15 protein-coding genes are annotated in these 21,865 nt (G+C 72.2%); 8 read left to right on the top strand and 7 right to left on the bottom strand.

Annotated elements, in window-relative coordinates:
* The first annotated feature begins 283 nt into the window (after positions 1-283).
* The 3 genes from ABZ354_RS07610 to ABZ354_RS07600 all read left to right on the top strand — a co-directional run bounded on the left by ABZ354_RS07610 (position 284) and on the right by ABZ354_RS07600 (position 5,376).
* Positions 284-505, top strand: coding sequence for a hypothetical protein (locus ABZ354_RS07610; RefSeq protein WP_358654003.1), 222 nt, complete (start codon positions 284-286; stop codon positions 503-505).
* A gap of 1,078 nt (positions 506-1,583) precedes the next feature.
* Positions 1,584-3,728, top strand: a complete 2,145-nt coding sequence (locus ABZ354_RS07605; protein WP_358654001.1) for a hypothetical protein — start codon at positions 1,584-1,586, stop codon at positions 3,726-3,728.
* A 4-nt stretch (positions 3,729-3,732) separates the two neighbouring features.
* Entirely contained in the window at positions 3,733-5,376 is a 1,644-nt protein-coding gene (locus ABZ354_RS07600) for an ABC transporter substrate-binding protein (RefSeq protein ID WP_358653999.1), read from the top strand.
* A 190-nt stretch (positions 5,377-5,566) separates the two neighbouring features.
* Here the strand turns inward: ABZ354_RS07600 and ABZ354_RS07595 are convergent, their stop codons facing one another.
* Positions 5,567-6,766: an MFS transporter gene (locus ABZ354_RS07595; RefSeq protein WP_358654337.1), complete on the bottom strand. Its 1,200-nt coding sequence runs from the start codon at positions 6,764-6,766 to the stop codon at positions 5,567-5,569.
* A gap of 294 nt (positions 6,767-7,060) precedes the next feature.
* On the opposite strand from ABZ354_RS07595, the gene ABZ354_RS07590 reads away from it, so the two are divergent.
* Complete coding sequence (locus tag ABZ354_RS07590) at positions 7,061-8,257, top strand: winged helix-turn-helix domain-containing protein (protein WP_358653997.1); 1,197 nt, start codon at positions 7,061-7,063, stop codon at positions 8,255-8,257.
* A complete protein-coding gene (locus ABZ354_RS07585; RefSeq protein WP_358653995.1) occupies positions 8,254-8,775 on the top strand; it encodes a glutathione peroxidase in 522 nt (173 codons plus the stop codon). The genes ABZ354_RS07590 and ABZ354_RS07585 overlap by 4 nt, the downstream gene beginning before the upstream one ends.
* Before the next feature lie 377 nt (positions 8,776-9,152).
* Here the strand turns inward: ABZ354_RS07585 and ABZ354_RS07580 are convergent, their stop codons facing one another.
* The 3 genes from ABZ354_RS07580 to ABZ354_RS07570 all read right to left on the bottom strand — a co-directional run bounded on the left by ABZ354_RS07580 (position 9,153) and on the right by ABZ354_RS07570 (position 11,561).
* Positions 9,153-9,344 (bottom strand): DUF397 domain-containing protein, encoded by a 192-nt coding sequence (locus tag ABZ354_RS07580; protein WP_358653993.1) that lies wholly within the window; start codon positions 9,342-9,344, stop codon positions 9,153-9,155.
* Positions 9,345-9,586: 242 nt separating this feature from the next.
* Entirely contained in the window at positions 9,587-10,444 is an 858-nt protein-coding gene (locus ABZ354_RS07575) for a helix-turn-helix transcriptional regulator (RefSeq protein ID WP_358653991.1), read from the bottom strand.
* A 361-nt stretch (positions 10,445-10,805) separates the two neighbouring features.
* Positions 10,806-11,561, bottom strand: coding sequence for a GPP34 family phosphoprotein (locus tag ABZ354_RS07570; protein ID WP_358653989.1), 756 nt, complete (start codon positions 11,559-11,561; stop codon positions 10,806-10,808).
* Positions 11,562-11,814: 253 nt separating this feature from the next.
* Here ABZ354_RS07570 and ABZ354_RS07565 point away from each other — a divergent pair, with 253 nt between their 5' ends.
* Both ABZ354_RS07565 and ABZ354_RS07560 read left to right on the top strand, forming a co-directional pair.
* Positions 11,815-14,163 carry a D-alanyl-D-alanine carboxypeptidase gene (locus ABZ354_RS07565; RefSeq protein WP_358654335.1) on the top strand — a complete coding sequence of 783 codons (2,349 nt, stop codon included), beginning with the start codon at positions 11,815-11,817 and terminating at the stop codon, positions 14,161-14,163.
* Between the two features lie 193 nt (positions 14,164-14,356).
* Positions 14,357-16,276, top strand: coding sequence for an MFS transporter (locus ABZ354_RS07560; RefSeq protein WP_358653987.1), 1,920 nt, complete (start codon positions 14,357-14,359; stop codon positions 16,274-16,276).
* A gap of 250 nt (positions 16,277-16,526) precedes the next feature.
* Here ABZ354_RS07560 and ABZ354_RS07555 read toward each other — a convergent pair whose 3' ends face one another.
* Entirely contained in the window at positions 16,527-17,645 is a 1,119-nt protein-coding gene (locus tag ABZ354_RS07555; protein WP_358653985.1) for an ADP-ribosylglycohydrolase family protein, read from the bottom strand.
* 165 nt (positions 17,646-17,810) lie between these two features.
* Here ABZ354_RS07555 and ABZ354_RS07550 point away from each other — a divergent pair, with 165 nt between their 5' ends.
* Positions 17,811-18,353, top strand: coding sequence for a DUF2165 domain-containing protein (locus ABZ354_RS07550; RefSeq protein ID WP_358653983.1), 543 nt, complete (start codon positions 17,811-17,813; stop codon positions 18,351-18,353).
* Between the two features lie 67 nt (positions 18,354-18,420).
* Here the strand turns inward: ABZ354_RS07550 and ABZ354_RS07545 are convergent, their stop codons facing one another.
* A complete protein-coding gene (locus ABZ354_RS07545; RefSeq protein ID WP_358653981.1) occupies positions 18,421-18,984 on the bottom strand; it encodes a hypothetical protein in 564 nt (187 codons plus the stop codon).
* Positions 18,985-19,031: 47 nt separating this feature from the next.
* Positions 19,032-21,704, bottom strand: coding sequence for a bifunctional FO biosynthesis protein CofGH (locus tag ABZ354_RS07540; protein WP_358653979.1), 2,673 nt, complete (start codon positions 21,702-21,704; stop codon positions 19,032-19,034).
* Positions 21,705-21,865: the final 161 nt, after the last annotated feature.

Raw genomic sequence — 21,865 nt, 5'->3', positions numbered from 1 at the left:
ACGTACCGACCGCAGGCCCGTCGGGGCTCCAGCCATCAGGGGGACGTGCCACCAGGGGCCCGTGCCACCACCGTGCCCGGCGCGGAAGTCCGGGCACGGCCGACGAGGGCGTCCTGCGATCGAGACGTCCGGCGATCTCTCCCGACCAGGTATCGAAGCCGCAGGTCAGTGGCGCGACGCCCCCGGCCTCTGCCCTGACGTGGACGTCGCCGTCCGGGGTCGTGTCGAACCCGATATGGACGGCCACAGTGCACGGGATGCCGGCGGGCGCATACTGGGGACAATGACAAAGCCTGCTGCACTGAAGCGCCATCTGCCCACCAGCCCCTTCAAGACCCGGGTCACGCCGGCTCCCATGTGCTTCGCGGTGGGAGACCAGGTGACGCACGACATGTTCGGCCTCGGCCGGGTCATCGGCGTCGAGGACGGGATCGCGGCACTCGTGGATTTCGGCTCGACACAAGAGCGGATCTTGAGCCCGTACGCCAAGATGACCAAGTTGTAAGACCTCTGTGCCCAGCCACGGCACGCCAGGTCCCTCCAGAGATTTGCAGCGAAAGGAGACCTCTCATCGATCTGACCTCGCTCTTCTCCGCTCCGGAAGGGGCGCCCCTCTGCTCTGCCACAGCGTTGCCGCCTCCGACGACGAATCCTTTCCAGGCCCCGGACTTCGGGGAGGACCAGGCCGCCGTGTGCGAGGACGCGCAAGGGCACGTTTCGGGCATGGGTGTGGCCTGACCCGAGGCAACCGATTCCCGCCGACAACGCGGGATTCGGGCGCCGGCCCGAACCTTCTGTTTTCGTCCTCCCCGAGCTACGGCTCAGCCCGCCTTGACCATCGACGGCTGAGACCAACGGTGCGGGCGAGGGCGTACGCGGCGTCTCTCCGGCCGTCGCGCGAGGCCCCCTCAGCAGTCGGAGCGGGCCGCGGCCGAATTGCTGAAGCGGGTGTCGCAGGTTCGCAACCTGTTGAGGCTCGAGGCAAAGGGCCAGCTACCCCTCTCGGGTAGGTGGCCCTTGCCATCCGGATCTGATGACGGCGCCGGGACGAGGTCGCGGCGTACAGCACGAGAGTGTGCGCCTTTCGGAAATGGACGTCCGAGCGCAACAGAGCAGCACATCAGCGGCTCCTTCTGATACGGGCTACGCCGACGTACGGCCCAACGCGTCCGGCGTCGCACGGCACGGCCCGAGGCACCCGACGCCCCGAGGGCCGACAGACACGTACGGCCCAGCGCGCCCGACGCCGCGACGGGCGGACGTGACACGTGACGGGCCGACACGACACCTACGGTTTTCCACCGACCGTCAAAGACCGACCGTATAAAGATCAAGGTCGGACCACTGCCCCGGCGAGGTAATCGGCACGCGCCTCTTCTCGCGTCTTTGGCACGATGACATTCGGGTCCGAGTTTCCTCACGCATCCGAGTCCCGGCCGCCCACTCGGACCCTCATTTCCCACCACCGCGGATTTCTGAAATATCCCCTGGTTTTCATACGCTCTTCCATTAAACTCTCCGCCACATTGACCACGTGCCGCTCAACAGCCCCGGCACGAGGCGCGGTTACGGGGGTGGGCCGGATGGTGGTCAGGCTTGGTTTCGAGGAGCTGCTCGGCGACGAGCGGTTCTTCCCGCGGCTGCTGGCCCGCAATGCCCATGGCCGCATGAGGGCGCGACCGTACGGTCCTGATGTTCCCTGCGTGCTGCTCACCGGCGGCCCCGGTACGGGCAAACAGCAGTTGCTCGAGGCGTTGCGCGACCGGTTCGGGGAGAAGGCGCCGGTGGTGCTGGTGGACTGCGCCGATCCGCAGTACGAGCGGGAGGCCGGCGAGCGCCCTTCCTGCCGGTCCGCCACGACGGAGACGCTGTACGACATCGCGCTGCGGATGGAGGAGTGGGACGGTCCGGGCGGGGCGGTGCCCACTCCCCGGTTCTTCGCCGGGATGGCCGCGGTGGCGGCGGGCCAGGGCTTACGCCAGCAGGAACTGGACGAGGAGCTCGCCCGGTACCGCCCACTGCTGGGCCCCCCGTCGCCGTGGTGGTCGCGGCTTTTCAAGAACGTCGCCCACGGATATCTGGGCGCGCTCGCGGCGATCGTCGCCCCGGCCGCCGCCATGCCGCTGGTGGGCGCCGCCCTGAGCGAGTTCCTGGAGATGCTGGCGACCAGCGGCGAGGAGCCGGTACAGGGCACGTACCGCAACTATCCGGGTGCCGGCGGAAGCGCCGCCACCGGGCTGCGCCTGCTCGGGAACAGTTTCCACAAGGGCGAGGAGGGGCGGCGGTTCGCCGAGGGGTTCCTCTTCCGCGCCCTGCTCGAGGACGTGGAGGCGGCCTACTCCGGTCCCGGCGCCAGACTCAACCGCATCGGCCGTCCCGCCGTCCTGCTGCACAGCTCCAACTGGCCGGTGGGGCGCAGGCTGCTCGCGGCCACCCTCGCCGGCCGGGCCGAGGGCCGTCACGGCTGCACGGTGCTCGTCGCGAGCGAGCGGATGCCCGAGCCGCTGTTCCTGGCGGGCGAGCAGCGCACCGTGGAACTCTCGGTCTACCAGCCGGACGAGCAGGCTCCGCCCGAGACATGGGAGTGGCTGCCGGCGCGCGGAACGCTCGGGCGGTCCGTGCTGCTGCTGCGCATGCCGTCGCTCACCTCCGGGCAGGTCAAGCAGCAGGTGCTCGAGCAGGTCGGCGCGGTGGACAACGCGGATCTGCTGCTGCGGGCCCAGGACGCGGTGTCACGGCTCTCCGGCCATCGGCCCCGCATGGTGCAGCGGCTGGCGGAGGCGGCCGCGCGGCTGCCTGGGCTGGACAACGACCGGGACCTGCTGGGCCACCCGGTCCTGTTCGACGATGCTCCCGCGCCGGTACGGGACGTACTGCTGGAGGAGCTGGTGGTGCGGCGGCTGCCGGAGCGGCTCCCCGCCGGGCACACCGACCGCTGGCTCGACCTGCTCACGCACCTGTCGGTCGCCCACAGCGGAGACTGCGCCCGCACACTGCTGCGCAGCGGTGAGCTGGAACAGCCGGCCGGCGGTCTCACCGCGGACCAGGTGCAGCAGTACCTGCTGGAGAGCGGCTGGCCGGCCTGCGAACGGCACTTCATCGGTGACTTCGGCCTGCGGCAACTGCTGATGAGCCGCCTGTACGAACCTGCGGGCACAGACCCGGACACGGACCCGGGCACCGCCCCCGGCACGGGCCCCACGACCGACTGGCACCGCAACCACACTCTCCTGCACGCGCACTACCGCGGCCTGCCCGAGGCCCCGGACCACGCCTTCGGCACCACCGCGGCACACGGCCTCAACCACGATCTGGTCGCGGGCGGCGGCCCCGAGCGCGCGATCAGGCACCTGGCGGCGGAGTTTCCCGCGACCGGCACGAGGGCCGAGGAGTGGTGCGAGCAACTGCTGGCCATCGCCCAGGCCCCCCTGCTCGGCGGACCGGACGTACGGCGGGCCCGGATGAACGTGGCGGAGATCGTGGGCACCACGCTCGAGCGGCAGCTGGACCAGCTGCTGCACGCCGTGTGGCTGTGCGAGGAACGCACCCGGCCGGCGGACGCCGCGGCCGCCGAGAAGATGGGGGAACTGCTCGGCGCCCTGGCGCTCGCGCACCCCGGCGCCGCACCCGTGCTCGCGAACCGGGCCGCGGAGTGGGGCGGACGCGCCCGCGGCAGACGCCCGCTGCAGCCCTGCGCCTGCACGTCGCACATCACTTGGGGGAGCTGAGCAGATGACCCGTACCTTCGGTACCAGGCTGTACGAGAAGACGTGGGAGACGCTGCTCAAGCGGATCGTCACCTGCACGGTGGCGGTCGTCGTCCTCGTAGCCGGAGCCGTCACCGCGGACCGCCTCATCTCCGCGGCGAGGAGCTGCGCCGGCGGTGTGACCGAGTCCGGCGACGAATGCATCGGCGTCAACGGCTCCGGCTACGACTGGGGTGTACGGGAGATCCGCCCGGTCGTCGACCGGATCAAGGAGGAGAACGACAGAATCGACGAGCCGGGCTCGGCGTACGTCACGGTGGCGATGATGCTTCCGCTGCAGCCGGAGTCGAAGGCCGAGAAGGAGCAGTTGCGCAGCGAGCTGCAGGGCGCCTACCTCGCGCAGTACCGGGCCAACCGCGAGGAGGGCGCGCCGAAGGTGCGGCTGGTCCTCGCCAACCCCGGCAGGGACTACGCGAAACAGGACGAGGTGGTCCCCGACCTCGTCCGGATGTCCCGCTCCACGGAGCACAGGCTGCGCGCGGTGACCGGCTTCAACCTGTCCCTCGACTCGACGAGGGCCGCGATACGCGACCTCACCGAGGAGCACGTGCCGGTACTGGTGGCACGGGCGTCGGCGAGCTCGCTCGCCAACGAGGAGGGCAGGAAGGCCAGGTTCGACGGGCTGGCCCGCATCCTCCCCACCAACGAGGACCAGGCCCGCGCGCTCGCGGACTACAACGGCAGCCGCAGGAACGACGACACGGCGGTCCTGCAGGACACCAGACCCGATGCGTACGTCCGCTCCCTTGCCGATGCCTTCCAGAGGCTCGAGAAGGACGAGGAGGGTCCGAAAGGCCCCGCCACCATGGACTTCGAATCTCCGGGCATCGCCGTGGAGGGCGACGTCGACAACCAGTTGCGCCCGTGGGTGAACACGATCTGCGTCTCCGGTGTGAACACCGTCTATTTCGCGGGACGCTCCACCCATCTGCGGCTGTTCCTGTTGCGTCTGGCCAAGGATTCGTGCGGGCACCGGAGGTTCACGGTGGTCTCCGGTTCGGACGCGGCGTCGCTGAAGAACAAGATGTCCGGCGACGACTGGGCGCAGCTCCTCGGCGAGGACGGCCGGCCGAAGATGACCGTGCAGTACGCGGCGCCCGCCCACCCCGCCGCCTGGGACACCGAGGTGGAGAGGTGGCGGCAGGCCGAGGAGAGGCGGACCGGGCACAAGCCGGACGCGGCGCGGGCCCCCGGCTCCCTGCGCGACCCGCAGCGAGAGCTGCACGCGCTGACGAAGAGCGCCCGGGAAGCGGGCGACATCGGTCCCTGGGAGGACCTGCTGGACGACTCCCGCACCATGATGGTCCACGACGGCGTACGCACGGCGATCGAGGCGATCCGCGGTGCCAAGCCCACGGGCGCGACGGCTCCGAGCCTCGAGCAGGTGGGCAACCGCTGGCCGGTCATGCAGGCCAACAACCGTGTCGACGGCACCAGTGGCCGCATCTGCCTCACCTCGGCCGGCAATCCGTACAACAAGCCGCTGGCGGTGGTGGAGTTGCAGCCGCCGGACGAGAAAGGGCCGCGCTCGAGCTGGCTGAAGTACGTCGGCATGGCGTGGCCGCTGGGGAAGAAGCAGGCGGAGGACTGCGTGGTACGCGGGGGTTGAGCAGCAGGTCCGGGGACCGTGCGGACGCGGCCCCCGGCCGGGGCGCACCCGCTCGCACGCGAAAGCTGCCCCCGGCCGGGGCGCCCCGCCGGGTACCCGCGCATCGCCGAGCACAGCCTGCCGACGCCTGCCGACGCCTGCCGGCGAAGAGGGCTCGCGGGTGAGTCCGGTGCGCGCCATGACATCGGCCTCATGAGGGGGGACTGACCTCGCCGGCCGTCGCGGGCGCCGCGGGCCTCTCCCCGCGCATCGCCCACGCCAGTGCCCCCGTCACTGCCGTCGACGCGGCCGCCAGCGTCGTCATCGTCCAGGCCGGGGAGGTGAGCTGGGCCATGGAGCCCGCCAGTGTCGCGCTCACCCCCTGCATCGTGAGCATGCCCGAGGAGTGGAGGCCCAGGGCGTGTCCGGTCAGGGTGGGCGGGGTCAGGGTCAGCAGGCGTTCCTGCTGGACCAGGCTCGCGCCGAAGCCGATCGAGGCCAGGGTGACCAGGACTGCCGACGGCGCGAGCGGCGGGTGGAGGGCGAAGACCGTGTACGGGGTCGCCAGCAGCAACAGCAGGGGGATGCCCGCGCGGCGCCTTGCCGTCGGGGGCAGGACACGTGCGACCAGGATGTCGCCGGCCAGCATGCCCAGGGCCGCGCACGCGAACAGGGTTCCCGCGGCTCGCGGGGCGTAGGGGACGTAGAGGGATTCGCAGCCCACCACCAGGCCGTTCGGGATCCACAGCGCCAGGTAGACGTGGCGGCGGGAGGCCGAGGACCACAGCCGGGCGTTGGTACGCCATGTCGTCCTCGGCGACGGGCGGCCCGTGGCCCGCGGGGGGCGGGTGCGCAACCCCAGGCCGAGGGCTGCGGCGGCTGCCGCGTACAGGGCCACCGACAGCAGCAGGATCGTGCGCGGGGACAGCAGAGCCAGCAGGGCGCCGCCCGTCGCGTAGCCGGTGATCTGGGTGACGCCGCTCATCATGTTGAAGGCGGAGCGGCCGAGCAGGTAGCCGTCCTTGGTGAGGATCTCGTTCAGCAGGCCCCAGCGGACTCCGCCGCCCACCGACGCCGCCAGCCCCTTGACCAGCAGCAGGGCGAAGATGCCCCAGATCGGCAGGGACGGTACGGCCATCAGGGCGGTGACCGTCGCGAAGGTCAGGGCGAGGGACGTCATCGCCGCCCTCGGGGGCAGCCGGTCGGCCGCCGACAGCAGCAGCGTCGCGCCCAGCACCTGCGCCAGGGACGCGCCGAACATGCTCACCGCGGACAGCAGCGGTGAGTCCGTCGCCCGGAACACCAGTGTGCCCAGGGCCAGGCCTCCCATCGTCTGCGCCACCCCCTGCGCGGACGCCGCCAGGAAGAACGGGGTGAACTCCCCCGTGCGGAAGAGGTCCGCGTAGCCCATGAGGACCGGAGCCGCCGGGCCGGCCGCGGGGGACGTCTCAGCCGCCGTTCCGCCTGCCCCCGTCTTTCCGCCTGCCTCCGTCTTGTCGCCTGCTTCCGTCTTCTCGCCCGTGTCGGTCCACTCCTCCGTGTCGGTCCTCGGGTCCGTCTCGGTCCTCGGGTCCGTCTCGGTCGTCTCGTCCGTCTCAGTCGTTTCGGTCCTGCCGCTGCTGCCGCTGCTGCTCATGGGGTGAGTCTGGGAAGCCCTCCGGAACGTTGTTAGTGTTTCGCGGCTGTGCGAAACCCTGGAGGAGCCTTGGGCTGGTGGCAGGTCAGTGCCGACACGCTCGCGCGCAGCCGGTTCGTCGTCTCGCCCCTCGCCGAGACCTTCGCGAGCCTGAAGCTGCTGCACTCCGGCGCCGCCGCCCACCCCGGCGAACGCGCCTGGCTCGACGCCCACCGGCCCGGTTATCTGCGGCTGCTGGCGGACGACCCGGTGACGGCGCTGCTGGTGCGGGCCGGGCTCGGGCGGGACTGGATCGCCGACTTCCTCACTCCCGCCCCGCGCGACGGGGAGACCTTCGAGGCGGGCGTCGCGCGGGTGCGCGCCGTCCCGCCCGCCGCCGCCCGCGCCCATCTGCGCGTCTCGCTCGACGGGCCGCTGCCCTGCGAACTCGAACGCGACGACCTGACCGAGCGGGCGGCGACACTCCTGGAGTACGTCTGGGAGCAGACCGTGCGGCCGTACTGGGACCGCAGGCGCCGCGTCCTGGAGGCCGACATCGTCGCGCGGACCGCGCAGGTGAGCCGGGGCGGCTGGGCCACGGTGCTGGACGCGCTGCGGCCGGGGACGCGGTGGCTCGGCGGCAACCGGTTCCAGGTGAACCTGCACGCCAATCCGCCCCGCGAGATCTCCGGCGCGGAGCTGGTCTTCGTCCCCGTCACCCCGAAGTCCGGCTGGGTGTCCTGGGAGGCGCCGGAACCGGAAGTGGGGGAGTCCGGCGGGCAGGAGGTCGGCCAGGAGAGGCCCGAGCAGCCGGGGCCCGCACGGAACGCACGGGACACGCGGGACGCACGCACCGCACCGGACGCACGCAACACGCGGGACGCACCCGAGCGGTACGCCGTCGTCTACGCCTGCTCCGGCGTCCTCGCCGACGGCGGCCGGAAAGCCGTACCCGCGAGCCTCGACGCGCTCCTCGGCGCGGCCCGGGCCAGGGTGCTCGTGCTGCTCGGCTCCCCCCTGAGCACCAGCCATCTCGTGGCCGTGACCGGACAGGGGCTCGGCTCGGTGGGGCGGCATCTGCGGGTGCTGCTGGACGCCGGGCTGGTGGAGCGGCGGCGGGCGGGACGGTCGGTGCTGTATTCGCGTACGGCCGCCGGAGAGGTCCTCGTCGGGGCCGCGTGCGGTGACGGGGCCTCACCGCGAGGGCCGGACACGCGCCTCGTCACACGCCCGTCTCCCCCCGCCCCCGCCGGTCCGGACGCCCTCCCGGTTAGCATCCGCCCATGACCACAACACAGAACACCAACGACGCCTCCTCCTCTCCCCTCGACGTAGAGATCGACGCCCTGCTGGGCGGTTCCGCGGAGCTCGGGCAGTATGCGGGCAAGGTCGTGCTGGTCGTGAACGTGGCGTCCAAGTGCGGCCTCACCCCGCAGTACGCCGGACTGGAGCGGCTCCACGAGCGGTTCGCCGGGCAGGGCTTCACGGTGCTGGGCGTGCCGTGCAACCAGTTCATGGGGCAGGAGCCCGGCAGCAGCGAGGAGATCGCCGAGTTCTGCTCGGCGACGTACGGCGTGACCTTCCCGATGACCGGGAAGACCGACGTGAACGGCGCGGGCCGGCACCCGCTGTACGAGCGTCTGGTCGGTTTCGCCGACGCCGGGGGGCACAGCGGCGACATCCGCTGGAACTTCGAGAAGTTCCTCGTCGGACGGGGCGGCGAGGTCGTGGCCCGCTTCGCCCCGAAGACCGACCCGGAGTCCGCCGAGGTCGTCACCGCGATCGAGGCGCAGCTCGCCGGCTGACTCTCCTCCCCGGCCACGCCCGCCCACCGCGGGGCGGGACCGCGCCGCGCCCCCGGCCGTCGGCCTTGCCCCCGGGGCTGGGCGGAGTGTCGATGCCGCCGGGCGGCACGTGCCGCCCGGTGACGGAGGAGGACTGTCGGGGAGGACGAGAGGTATGCCGGCGACCCGGTGTGCGACGTGGTTCCCGGTGCGGGCGGAGCAGACGCTCGGCGGAGGCAGTCGGCGGGCATGAGCCGAGCCCTCTCGGCAAGGACGGCGGGCTCGTCGAGAGGGCTCTGTCAGTGGTGCTCATGCGGTGGTGTGTCGCAGGGACGATGGGTGCGGCGTTGGGCTCGCGCGAATCATTCGGTGGTCCGGACAGCGTCGGGAAACCTCCCTTACGCCTTGACCGACGCCACGAAGGCGTTCCACGCGTTGTCCGGGAAGGCCAGCGTCGGCCCCTCGGAGACCTTGGAGTCGCGGACCGCGAGTGCCGCGGTCGTCGGGGACTTGACCTCGACGCAGGCGCCGTTGTTGTTGGAGTACGAGGACTTGGTCCAGGTGTGCGTGGCGCCCTGCTGGATTGCCATGTTTGCTCCGTAGCACGTTGCTGAATAGCTGTCGCCGTGGCCACGGGGTCCCGGCTGGAAACCCGCGGTTCGGATTGCGCCAACCCCTACTGATCGTTGGCGTGATCGACGCTACTCGCCCCCCATCCCGTACGGACCAGCCATTCACTCGACCGGATGGCATATTCCAGGAGCGACTTCCAGTCAGGCCGGCCCGGGGTGTAGCATCCCCGGCCGTGTCGGAGCGGGTATCGCTCACGCGTTCAGCGTGCGTACTCCTTCGCGACGTCCTCGATACGCCTGCGGGACTCCTCGACGTTCAGCGCCTGGGCGCGCAGATGCTCGTACATCACCGTGTACTTCTGTACGTCGGGCGCCTTCTCCAGATACAGGTCGCTGGTGACGCCCTCCATGTAGACCACGCTCGAATCGGCCGCGTCCGCGAACTCGAGGATCGAGTACTGACCGTTCAGACCCGGGTGCGCGCCGACCGCGAAGGGCAGCACCTGCACGGTGATGTGCGGCAGCTGCGACATCTCCGCCACGCGCTCCAGTTGCTCCCGCATGACCTGCTTGTCGCCGACGACGCGGTGCAGTGCCGCCTCGTCCAGCACGACCCACAGGCGCAGCGGTTCGTTCTCGGCGGTGATGCGGTCCTGTCTGCGCAGCCGGACCTGCACCCGCTTCTCGATCTCGCTCTCCGACGTCTCCGGCGAACCGCCCCGGATGATGGCCTCCGCGTACGAACTGGTCTGCAACAGGCCGGTGATGATCTGGGGTTCGTACACCCGCAGCGACTCCGCGTCGGTCTCCAGACCGATGTAGACGCTGTACGGAATGTCCCCGAAGGCGTGCCACCAGCCCTGCTGCCGCGAGTCCTTGGCCATCTGCATCAGCGAGTCGACGAGCCGCTGGTCCTCGACCTCGTACACCCCGCACAGGTCGCGTACGTCGCGCTGGCTGATGCTGCGACGACCGTTCTCCAGCCGGCTGATCTTCGACTGCGACACCAGCAGCCGTTCGGCCACTTCCTCGGCCGTCATGCCCTTGATCTCGCGGAGCTTGCGGAGCTCCTGGCCAAGCCGGCGTCGCCTGACGGTGGGATTGACATTGGACGCCACGGGACGTGCACCTCCGGCTGCTTACCTCGATGTAGTGCCACTTTGCGTATCTGCTGTTGAGCAGACTGCCACCAAGAGGCTCGCTACCGCTGGGAAACATGGGATATGCCCTGCGTAAGCGCGAGGTCAAGGCTGAAACACCGCCGCGCGGGGCGGTGGAACCGTGGTGTCGTCCGGACGTACGGTCCCACCGCCCCGCTCGGAACAGCGGCGCCCGAACCGGTTGTCGAGCGTCGGTACGGAGCGGGTGCTGCGGTGCATGGTGCATGCGTGCGCGTGGTGCGGGTGGTGCGAGGTATGTGGTTGTCCAGCTGTCGCGCTGGTTGTACCGCTGTTCGTGGCGCCGCGCTGCGCGTACGGCTCAGTGGGCCACGACGTGCGCCGCGCTACCGCGGTGCGGCTGCATCGGCACCCCGCGAGCGGGTGCCGGGGCGGCCCTGCCTCCGGCGGTGGCCTGGCGGCCGGCCGGTGGGGCACTGCGGCGCGGCTGGGCCGCCACGCCGTTCTGGACGTCCATCACGGCGTGCGCCACGAGACCGCCCATCGGGTCGTGCCTGATCAGGTCCCGCAGCCGGGATCGGGACGAGCGTCCCTCGTTCCCCGGATACAGGTGCTTGCCGAGGCCGACCGCGTGCGCGAGCGCGGCGAGTGCCGCGGTCCGCGGGTCCGGCGGTACGCCGGTGCGGATCGCGGAGTCCAGCCGGGCCCTGATCTCCCGGCTGATCGCGTTGTCCGTCGCCTGATAGCGAGTCGTCGGCAGCACCCCGCACATCTGACCGGCGACGGCATGCACCATGCCGCACCGTTCCAGATGCGAGAGGTAGGTCTGGCGGAGCCCCAGCCGGGGTCCGCCGATCCAGTGAACCGCACGCACGGGAGCGCCACGCCTTCGCAGCAACTCCAACGCGCAGTCCAGTGTTGGATCTCCAGTCGGCCGTGGCTGCACCACGGCGATACGATCCCCGTCAGGGGCTATCCGTCCGGCCAGCGCCAGCTCCACTAGCTGTGCTCCGGCCAGACCGAGGTCGAGCGACTGCGGCTGTGCAGTGGTACCCGTGGCCGGGTCCAGTGCCAGCAGCAGAAGCTCCTCCGGAAGTGTTCTGCGGCTCCTGCCCATCCATGCCTCCCCGCGTGGATGAATGACAGGGTGACCCCTCTCACATTGGTCTGTCGAGGGTGCGTGACCTGTTTGTAAGGGAACCGGCAGGTATGTCGTTCTCGTCTACCGCCCTGGGCGGGCCCGCAACACAGGACACTGGTACATGCTTCGGACAGCGGCGCGGCGGCCCCCGGCGGCGGCCCCGGCGGTGTCCGGGCAGCGGCTCACGGTTCGGTAACGCACGGAGTGCGTGCGCATCAAGGAGGCATCGGTGGCGGGCGAGTCCCCCGACAGGTCGAAGCAGCGCGAGTCGTCGGAACACCCGACGTCGGGGAGCTCGGGCCCGGTTCCCGAAGCCAGGAGCGAGGCGCAACCGGCGAAGCCGGCCGAAGAGCGGCCGGCGCGCGGGAAGCTCGATCCCCGGCTGGCGGTGGCCCGCGAGACGGCACCCCCGTCGTCGCCCGAGGCGCCCAGGACGGGCGGCGGCGCGGACACGGCCACCAAGGAGTTCGTCGTACGTGACGCCGCCGCGGAGGACGCGGACGGCGCGGAGAGGGCCGAGGACGCGCCGCGCTCGGAGGGCACCGGCGGCGGTACGCGCGACGGGCGGCTGCGGGAGGCCGTGGCGGCGTGGGTGGCGTCCGCGGACGGGGAACCGGGCAAGAGCCCGGAGAAGGCCGAGGAGGGCGCTCAGGGGGCGCCTGGTGCTCCTGAGGCCACACGGGGCGGCCCGGACGACGACACCGGCGAAGCGGGTCCCGACCGCGGCGACGCCGCGGAAGACAGCGACGACGCCGCGGATGACGACCCGGCGGGCGACGCGGACGGGGCCACGTCGGGCGAGGCGGCCGAGACGGAAGAGCCCGACGCCGAGCCGAAGGACGCCGCGCCCGCGGACGCCCGGCCCGGGGGCGACGCCGCGACCGGCGACGCGAAGCCAGCCCCCCGGGACGCCGAGGACGAGGACACCTCCGGCCCCGACGACAGCGACGCCGACGACGACTCCCGCCCCTCCGACGGCAAGTCCGGCGCGCCCCGTGTCGACCGGGCCACCGCCGCCTTCAAGGCCGTACGGCCCCCCGTCGACCAGCCCACCACCATGCTGAAGGCCGGCGACGCGGCGGCCGAACCCGAGGACCGTCCCAAGGCCGGGCCCGCCCCGCAGGCCGAGGCCGCGCATCCGGACACGCCCCGGACCCCAGGCACCGGCACCGGTGACGCCGGGCGGGCCAGTCGCTTCGTCGCGCTCCGGCCGCTCGACGAGCCGCGGGCCGAGGCCGATGCCACGCGGGCCATTCCGCAGCTCGGACCCGAGCGGACGACGCAGCAGCCGTTGCCGCCGAAGCCGCCGCTGGACCTGCTGGCGGAGCTGACGAACACCCCGCCGCCGCCTGAGACGCCGCTGCGGACGCTGGCGCGCCGGGTCAAGATCTGGACGCCGCTGGTGCTGCTGCTGGTGATCGTCTTTGCGGTCGTGCAGTCCGTGCGCGCGCTGCCGCAGCCCACGCTCGACCTCACCGCGCAGGAGAGCTACACCTTCGACGGCGGCAAGGTCGACATCCCGTGGCCGGCGGACGGTCAGGCGGCGCTGGACGTGCAGGGCATCGGTTCGTTCGGGTCGTCCGGGTCGCAGAAGCCGGTGCCGATCGCGAGTGTCGCCAAGGTGATGACGGCGTACCTGATCCTGCGCGACCACCCGGTCAAGAGCGGCAGCACGGGGCCGGACATCAAGATCGACCAGGCCGCCGAGGACCAGTCGGACGCCGGGCAGGAGTCGACCGTCCCGGTCACGGCCGGTGACGCGATCTCCGAGCGGGAGGCGCTGGAGAGCATCCTGATCGCGTCGGCGAACAACGTGGCGCGGCTGCTCGCGCGCTGGGACGCCGGCTCGGAGAAGGCGTTCGTGGCGAAGATGAACGCCGCCGCCGAGAAGCTCGGCATGGCCGACACGACGTACACGGACCCGTCGGGGCTGAACAACACCACGGTGAGCACGGCCGTGGACCAGGTGAAGCTGGCGAAGGCGGCGATGAAGAAGCCCGTCTTCCGCGAGGTCGCCGCGATGATGTCGTACGTCGACTACAAGGGCGTCAAGCACAACAACTGGAACCAGCTGGTCGGCTTCAACGACGTCGTCGGCATCAAGACCGGCACCACGACCTCCGCGCTCGGCAACCTGGTGTTCGCGGCGAAGAAGGAGGTCGGCGGCGAGACCCGGACCGTCGTCGGTGCCGTGGTGCGCCAGCCGGCGGGCGGCTCGGACAACACCATCCTCCAGGGCGCGCTGTCGGCCGGTGACCGGCTGATCCGGGCGGCGCAGGACGCGCTGGAGTCGGCGACCATCCTGAAGAAGGGCACGGTCGTGGGCTTCGTGGACAACGGTCTGGGCGGCCGTACGCCGGTCGCCGTCACCCGGGACGTCAAGGCGGTCGGCTGGGCGGGGCTGTCGGTGAAACTGACGTTCGCCGGCGCGGACCTGCCGCAGACCGCGAAGGCCGGCACGAAGGTCGGCACGCTCACCGTCGGCGACGGCACGAGCAGCGCCGTCAAGATCCCGGTGGCGCTCCGGGAGGACCTGGTGGAGCCCGGCTTCGGGGACAAGCTGACCCGCATCCTGTAAAGGCGTTCGCCCGGCCCGTGCCCGGCCGTGCCCTCCGTACCACCGGCACCGCACCCCGCTGAAGGGTTCTTCGGCGGGGTGCGTGCTAGCGTCACGAAACGGGCAGGTCGCCAGTCGGGTCAACGCAGCCGCGCACACGACGGAAACGGGACACGGCCGAGAAGACAAGAACGGGACACGGGAGTGCCTTCAGGTGGCCACTGCGGAGCCGACACGCGCCGACGACGCCGATCCGGACCCGGGATCCGGCACGTCCGGGCCGCTGATACGCGTACCCGCGCCCCGCGCGCACGGTGATGCCCAGGACCCGGGCCCCGGCGGGAAGCCGGCGTCCCCGGTGAGGGCGCCCCTCCCGGTCTCCTTCCCGACCGTTTTCCCTCCCGCGTTCACGGTCGCCTTCCTGACGCTGCGCGAGCGGCTGCTGCGGCATCCGGCGCTGTCCCTGACCGCGCTGTCGGGCATCCTGCACATCCTGTGGTTCTTCACGTTCGCGAACAGCGGTGGCGATCTCGCGGCGCAGGACGCGTGGGCGGAGTTCGTCGGCCGCCACCCCGACTCGGCGTACAACCTGGCCTGGTACGGCGGGATGCACCCGGTGTCGTACAGCGTGGTGTCGCCGTATCTGATGTCCGTGCTCGGTGTCCGCACGACGATGATGATCGCCGGGACGGTGTCGGCGGGGCTGCTGACCACGGTCCTCATCCGCAGCCGGTCGGTGCGCAACCCGCTGTGGGCCGCGCTGTCGGGCGTGTTCGCGCTGATCTGCAACGCCGCGTCGGGGCGGGTGACCTTCGGGCTGGGCACGATGTTCGCGCTCGGGGCGGTCGCCGCCGTGTTCTGCTGGCCGCACCGCTGGCGTTACCGGCGCTGGGCGAAGGCGCTGTGCGCGGCGCCGCTGGCCGCGCTGGCCACCATGGCCTCGCCGGTGGCGGGGCTGTTCGTCGGGCTGGTCGCGGTCGCGTTGTTCCTGCAGCGGCGCCGGCCGGGCGCGTGGGCCCTGGGGCTGGCGCCGACCGCGGTGGTGGCGGTGTCGGCGTGGGCGTTCCCGTTCTCGGGCACGCAGCCGATGTCGTTCTGGTCGGTGCTCCTGCCGCTGGCGTTCTCGGTGCTGGTGTGTGTGCTGGTGCCCCGGGAATGGAAGACGGTCCGGCTGACGAGCGGGGTGTACGCGCTGTCGGTGGTGCTGGTGTGGCTGATCAGCTCGCAGATCGGCTCCAACATCACGCGGCTGGCGATGCTGTTCGCGGGGGTGGCGCTGCTGGCGGCGCTGCCGTTCACGGTGCCGCGCAGCCTTCAGTGGTACGCGCTGGTGGTGGCGTTCGCCGGGTTCAACGTGTGGATCGGCGTGAAGTCGGTCATCGACATCGTGCACACCGCCCCCGCCGCGTCCTGGTCGCGGGAGCTCGCGCCGCTCGTCAACGAGTTGCAGGAGGTCCACGCCGAGCGGGGCCGCGTCGAGGTGGTCCCGGCCCGCTCGCACCGTGAGGCGTCCGCGCTCGCGCCGTACGTCAATCTGGCCCGCGGCTGGAACCGCCAGGCCGACATGGAGCGCAACCCGCTCTTCTACGACGACACCCTCAACTCGGCGAACTACCACGAGTGGCTCAAGCGCTGGGCCGTGCACTTCGTGGTGGTGCCGAAGGACGAGCCGGACGGCGACGGCGGCGAGCGGGAGCGGGCCCTGGTGCAGCGCGGCCTGCCCTATCTGAAGCAGGTCTGGGGCGACGCGAACTGGCAGCTGTTCGAGGTCACCGACCCCACGTCGCTGGCCGAGCCGAACGCGACCGTGCTGCGCGCCGAGCAGGGCGAGGTGACCGTCGAGGTGGAGCGGGCGGGCCGGATCCTGCTCCGCATCCCGTACTCCCCGTGGCTGAGCATCGTCGACGGCGAGGGCCGCAGCCTGGAGCCGCCGCGGGAGACACCGGCCTCCCGGAACCGCCCCGGGGACATGCCGAAGACGTACGAGAACGTCAACGGCTGTCTGTCGGAGACGGCGGAGGACGCCGACGGCGACCGGTGGACGGAGCTGCTCGCGCCGAAGCCGGGCGTCTACCGGCTGGCCGCGCCCTACCAGCTGCCGCGCGGGACGCCGTGTCCTGAGGAACTGCGGTGACGCACCCCCACAGCCCGCTGCCCGGCCCCGTTCCAGGGGCCGGGCACATCCTTCTGCCCCTGCGAAACTTTTCCCGTGCCCTAGCCGGGTCTCCTCCTGCCGGGGCTGGACCGGACCACGCCCAGCGGTGGTTCCGCCGTGCTGGTCGCGATCGGTGTCCGGTCCGGCCCGCCCGTCGATCACGTCGGCGGCACGCTGCCGACGACGGTGCGGGGCCGGCCCCCGGCGCCTCCGGACGCCCGGGGTGCGGTCACGCGCCCCGCGGGTAGCGCGCCAGCCACGCCGGCGACGAGCCCGCCGGACCGTGCAGGGCCGGACCCTGTGTCATCTCCATCGCGAAGTCGTCGGCGAGTTCCAGGATCGTGGGGCGGCCCTCCAGCTCGGCCAGCCAGGCCGGCGGCAGGGCCGTCTCGCCGTGCAGCGCGCCGAGCAGGCCCCCGGTCAGCGCGCCGGCCGCGGCCGACGGCCCGTCCTGGTTCACCGCCAGGCACAGCCCGTGCCGTACGTCCTCGGCGACCAGTGCGCAGTACACGGCGACCCCGACCACCTCGTGCGCCGTGCCGTCGCCGGTCAGCTCCGCGATCCGGGCCGGCGTGGGCATGCCCTGGCGCACCGCCCCCAGCGCGCGCTGCAACGCGTCCGACACCGGCTGGTGGCCCGGCCACGCGGCGAGCAGCGCGAGCGCCCGCTGCACCGCGCCGTCCAGGCTCTCGCCCCGGGCCAGCCCGTGCACGATCGCGGCGTACGCGCCCGCCGCCACGTACCCGGCGGGGTGGCCGTGGGTCTGGGCGGCGCACTCCACGGCGAGCTGCGCCACCAGCTGCGGCTCCCAGCCGACGAGCAGACCGAAGGGCGCGGAGCGCACGGCGGCCTCGGGACCCGCCTCGCCGGGGTTCTTCGGGGTCTCCGGCGTGCCCATGGTCTCGTCGCCGAGGCCCATCAGCAGGGCGCGGGCCGGGCTCCGGCGGACGTACAGCCACTCCTCGCGAGCCAGCCAGCCGTCGTCCTTGCGGCGCTCGTCGGGACCCCAGTCGCGCTGGGTGGCCGCCCAGCGCAGATACGCGCGATGCACGTCGGTCGGCGGGTGCCAGGCGCCGGTGTCGCGCCGCACCTGGGCGCGGATCAGGCCGTCGGTGGAGAAGAGGGTCAGCTGGGTGAGGTGCGTGACGGCGCCGCGTCTGCCGTAGGCGGAGGCGGGTCCGAGGACGCCCTCGGCGCCGTAGGCCGCCCGGATGTTCTCGATGTCCAGCGTGTCCACGGGGGCGCCGAGCGCGTCGCCGACGGCCACGCCGAGCAGGGTTCCGCGCACTCTGCTGCGGAAGTCCTGCTGTTCCGTACGGCCCCAGACGGCGCCGGCTGTCGCACCCATCCAGACCTCCCGGGGCACCGTCGGACGTACGACCGCTCAGCACTGTAATCGAACGGGTACCGCCGGACCGGGGCGGCTTCGGTATGCCGGATGTGGCCGAAGTGGTCGCGACCGGTCGGCCATATGCGTCGTTCGGGTGGCATGTCGGGCGGGAAGAGCCCTCTCATGGCCACCACTTCACGCGCCCTCGCGCTCGCCGCCACGCTCCTCACCGCCACCGTCGCCCTCTGCATGACGCTCGTCGCCGTGGGGAACATCACCGACTTCGGCACCAACCAGCAGTTCGTCCGGCACGTGCTCGCGATGGACACGACGTTCCGGGACGAGGACCTGATGTGGCGGGCGATCACCACACCGTGGCTCCAGGACGCCGCGTACGCCGCGGTCGTGGTGTGGGAGTCGGCCGCCGCGCTGGTGCTGCTCGCCGGTACCTGGCTGTGGCTGCGCCGCGACCGGCCGCGCGCCCGGAGCGTCACGACGTACGGGCTGCTCATGGTGATGCTGCTGTTCGGCGCCGGGTTCGTCGCGATCGGCGGGGAGTGGTTCGCGATGTGGCAGTCGGAGACGTGGAACGGGCTGGACGCGGCGATGCGGATGTTCCTGCTGAGCGGGATCGTGCTGATCACCGTCCACCTGCCCCCGCCCGAGCGGACCGGGACGTCAGAGGCGGCCGAGGCGCCAGAGACGTCAGGGGCGGCCGAGGCGTGAGGGGCGGCCGACGGGCCGGGGACGTCAGGGGCGGCCGAGGCGTGAGGGGCCGCCGGGCCGGGTGACGCTACTGGACGACCGTGACCTTCGTCCCCGTCGTGCCGAACCTCCACAGCGCCGCGCCGTCCGCCATGCGCAGCCGGATGCCGCCCCTCTCGGTGCCGGCGGCGGGCGGTGGCGAGGAGCCGTCGACCGCGTTGGAGAAGGCGATGGAGAGGCCGGACTTGGCGGCGAAGTACACGATGTTCTCGACGTTGACGCCGTCGGACCCGGGGGTCTCCGCCCGGCGGGTGCCGACCGTGTAGCTGCCCGGGTCCGGGGCGACCGTGCCCGGCCAGACCGTGAAGGTGCGCCGGGTCGCCTCACTCGCGTCGATGAGCCACACCCGCTCCTGTCCGAGCGAGTAGACGATGCGCCGTCCGGTGCCGGAGCCGTCCGGCACCCGTACGGGCCGGGGTTTCTCCGGGGCGGGGCGGGCGCTCGCCGACTGCGACACGCTCGGCCGGGCGGCAGCGGCGGCGGCAGCGGGGTGCGGGCCCTTGTCGGCCTGGACGGCCAGCGCGGCCACCGCCGCGACAGCCCCCACGGTCAGACCGCTGACCCAGGCCCAGGAGGGAAGTCGGGCAGGCACCGGCACGCATCTCCTCAGCTACGAAAACCCCGGACGTCAGGGCCCGATCATCGTACTGCGAGGGCCCCGCCCTCCGGTCCGCCCCCGTCCCCCGGCCCCGCCTCCCCCGGCGCCCGGTCCGCGCCCGCCGTCTCCCGGTCCAGTACCGGCAGCAGGTCCGGGAGGTGCCCGTCCGAGGCCGCCGCCGCCCGCTGCCGCTCCTCGGGGACGTCCCCGTACAGCGTGGTCCGCGGCCTTGCCGGGCGGCCCGCCGCCTCCGCCACGGCGACGAGGTCACGGACCGACTTGTACGAGCCGTACGACGAGCCCGCCATGCGGGAGATCGTCTCCTCCATCAGGGTGCCGCCCAGGTCGTCGGCGCCCGAGCGGAGCATCCCGGCGGCGCCCTCGGTACCGAGCTTCACCCAGCTGGTCTGGATGTGCGGGATGTGCGGGTGCAGCAGGAGGCGGGCCATCGCGGTCACCGCGCGGTTGTCCCGGACCGTGGGGCCGGGGCGTGCGATGCCCGCCAGGTAGACGGGGGCGTTGGTGTGGATGAACGGCAGCGTCACGAACTCCGTGAAGCCGCCGGTTTGCTGCTGGACGCGGGCCAGGGTGCGCAGGTGGCCGAGCCAGTGCCGGGGCTGGTCGACGTGGCCGTACATCATGGTCGAGCTGGAGCGCAGGCCCAGCTCGTGCGCGGTCGTGATCACCTCGATCCAGGTGGCCGCGGGCAGTTTGCCCTTCGTCAGGATCCAGCGGACCTCGTCGTCCAGGATTTCCGCCGCCGTGCCCGGGATCGAGTCGAGCCCGGCCTCCTTCGCGGCCGTCAGCCACTCACGGATCGACAGGCCCGTCCGGCTCGCGCCGTTGACGACCTCCATCGGGGAGAAGGCGTGCACGTGCATGCCCGGCACGCGTTCCTTCACCGCCCGCGCGATGTCGAAGTACGCGGTGCCCGGCAGGTCGGGGTGGATGCCGCCCTGCATGCACACCTCGACCGCGCCGACCTCCCACGCCTGCTGGGCGCGGTCCGCCACCTGCTCCAGCGAGAGGGTGTACGCGTCGGCGTCGGTGCGGCGCTGCGCGAAGGCGCAGAAGCGGCAGCCGGTGTAGCAGACGTTGGTGAAGTTGATGTTCCGCGTGACGATGTACGTCACCTCGTCTCCGACCACCGACCTGCGGACGTCGTCCGCGATGCGGCACAGGGCGTCCAGGGCGGGCCCGTCGGCGTGCAGCAGCGCGAGGGCCTCGGCGTCCGTCAGACGCGTCGGGTCGTCGGCGGCGGTCGCCAGGGCCTGCCGTACGTCGGTGTCGATGCGCTCGGGGGTCATGCCGGGGGCGGCGGCCTCGCGCAGCGCGTCCCAGTCGCCGTACACCTCGTCGAAGTCGGCGCGGCGGTCGGCGGTGCGGCCCTCGGTGTCGATGGTGGCGTGCAGATCGGTGCGGCCGACGGCCTCGAAGACCGCGTCGGGCTCCTGCCACGGCCGGCCCTCGACCGCCGCGTCCGGGCGGGCCAGGCCGGTGTCCGGGTCGGCGAGCGCCGCGACGTGCGGGCGCAGCCGCGGGTCCAGCCAGGGTTCGCCGCGCCGCACGAACTCCGGGTACACACACAGCCGTTCCCGCAGCTCGAAGCCGGCCGCCCGGGATCTCTCGGCGAGTTCCTCGATCTGCGGCCAGGGGCGCTCGGGGTTGACGTGGTCGATGGTGAGCGGGGAGACGCCGCCCCAGTCGTCGATGCCGGCGCCGATCAGCCGCTCGTACTCGGCGTCGACCAGGTTCGGCGGGGCCTGGAGGCAGGCGGAGGGGCCCATGATGTGCCGGGCGACGGCGATCGTGGCGACCAGGTCGTCGAGTTCCGCGTCGGGCATGCCTCGCATCGCGGTGTCCGGCTTGGCGCGGAAGTTCTGGATGATCAGTTCCTGGATGCCGTGGTGGGCGCGGGCGACCTTGCGCAGCGCGAACAGCGACTCGGCGCGCTCCTCGTACGTCTCGCCGATGCCGATGAGGACGCCGGACGTGAAGGGGACGGAGGAGCGGCCGGCGTCCTCCAGGACGCGCAGCCGGACGGCCGGTTCCTTGTCCGGGGAGCCGTGGTGCGGGCCGCCCGGCTCGGACCACAGGCGGGTCGCCGTCGTCTCCAGCATCATGCCCATGGAGGGCGCGACGGGCTTGAGCCGCTGGAAGTCGGTCCAGGTCATGACGCCCGGGTTGAGGTGGGGCAGCAGTCCCGTCTCCTCGAGGATGCGTACGGAGACGGCGCGGACGTAGGCGATCGTGTCGTCGTAGCCGTGCGCGTCGAGCCATTCGCGCGCCTCGGGCCAGCGGTCCTCGGGCTTGTCGCCGAGGGTGATGAGGGCTTCCTTGCAGCCGAGGGCGGCGCCCTCGCGGGCGATGTCCAGCACCTCGTCGGGCGACATGAACATTCCGTGCCCGGCGCGGCGCAGCTTGCCGGGCACGGTGACGAAGGTGCAGTAGTGGCACGTGTCGCGGCACAGCCGGGTCAGCGGGACGAAGACGCTCTTGGAGTACGTGATGACGCCGGGCCGTCCGGCCGCCCGGAGGCCCGCGTCCCGTACCCGGGCGGCGGAGGCGGCGAGATCGACGAGGTGTTCGCCCCGGGCCCGCAGCAGGACCGCGGCCTCGGTGACGTCGAGGGCGACGCCGTCCCGGGCACGTTTCAGGGCGCGACGCAGGGAGTTCTCGGTGGGTCCGGTTCCGGAGGTCGCGGAAGTCGTCATCCTTTGAGCATACGTTCGGGCTGATTTCGGGCCGATCAGGTCACGGGGGCGCCGCGCACGCGCCGTGCTCCCCGCCTCCGGTGGGCGGCGGGGAGGCGACCCCCGATCGGAGCACGGCGGCGTCCGGCGCGGCCCGCGGACGGGCCGGGGTACGGCGGGGT

It is taken from the genome of Streptomyces sp. NPDC005925 (assembly GCF_040638805.1).
Taxonomy (GTDB): domain Bacteria; phylum Actinomycetota; class Actinomycetes; order Streptomycetales; family Streptomycetaceae; genus Streptomyces.
This window is presented reverse-complemented; position numbering and strand designations above follow the sequence as displayed.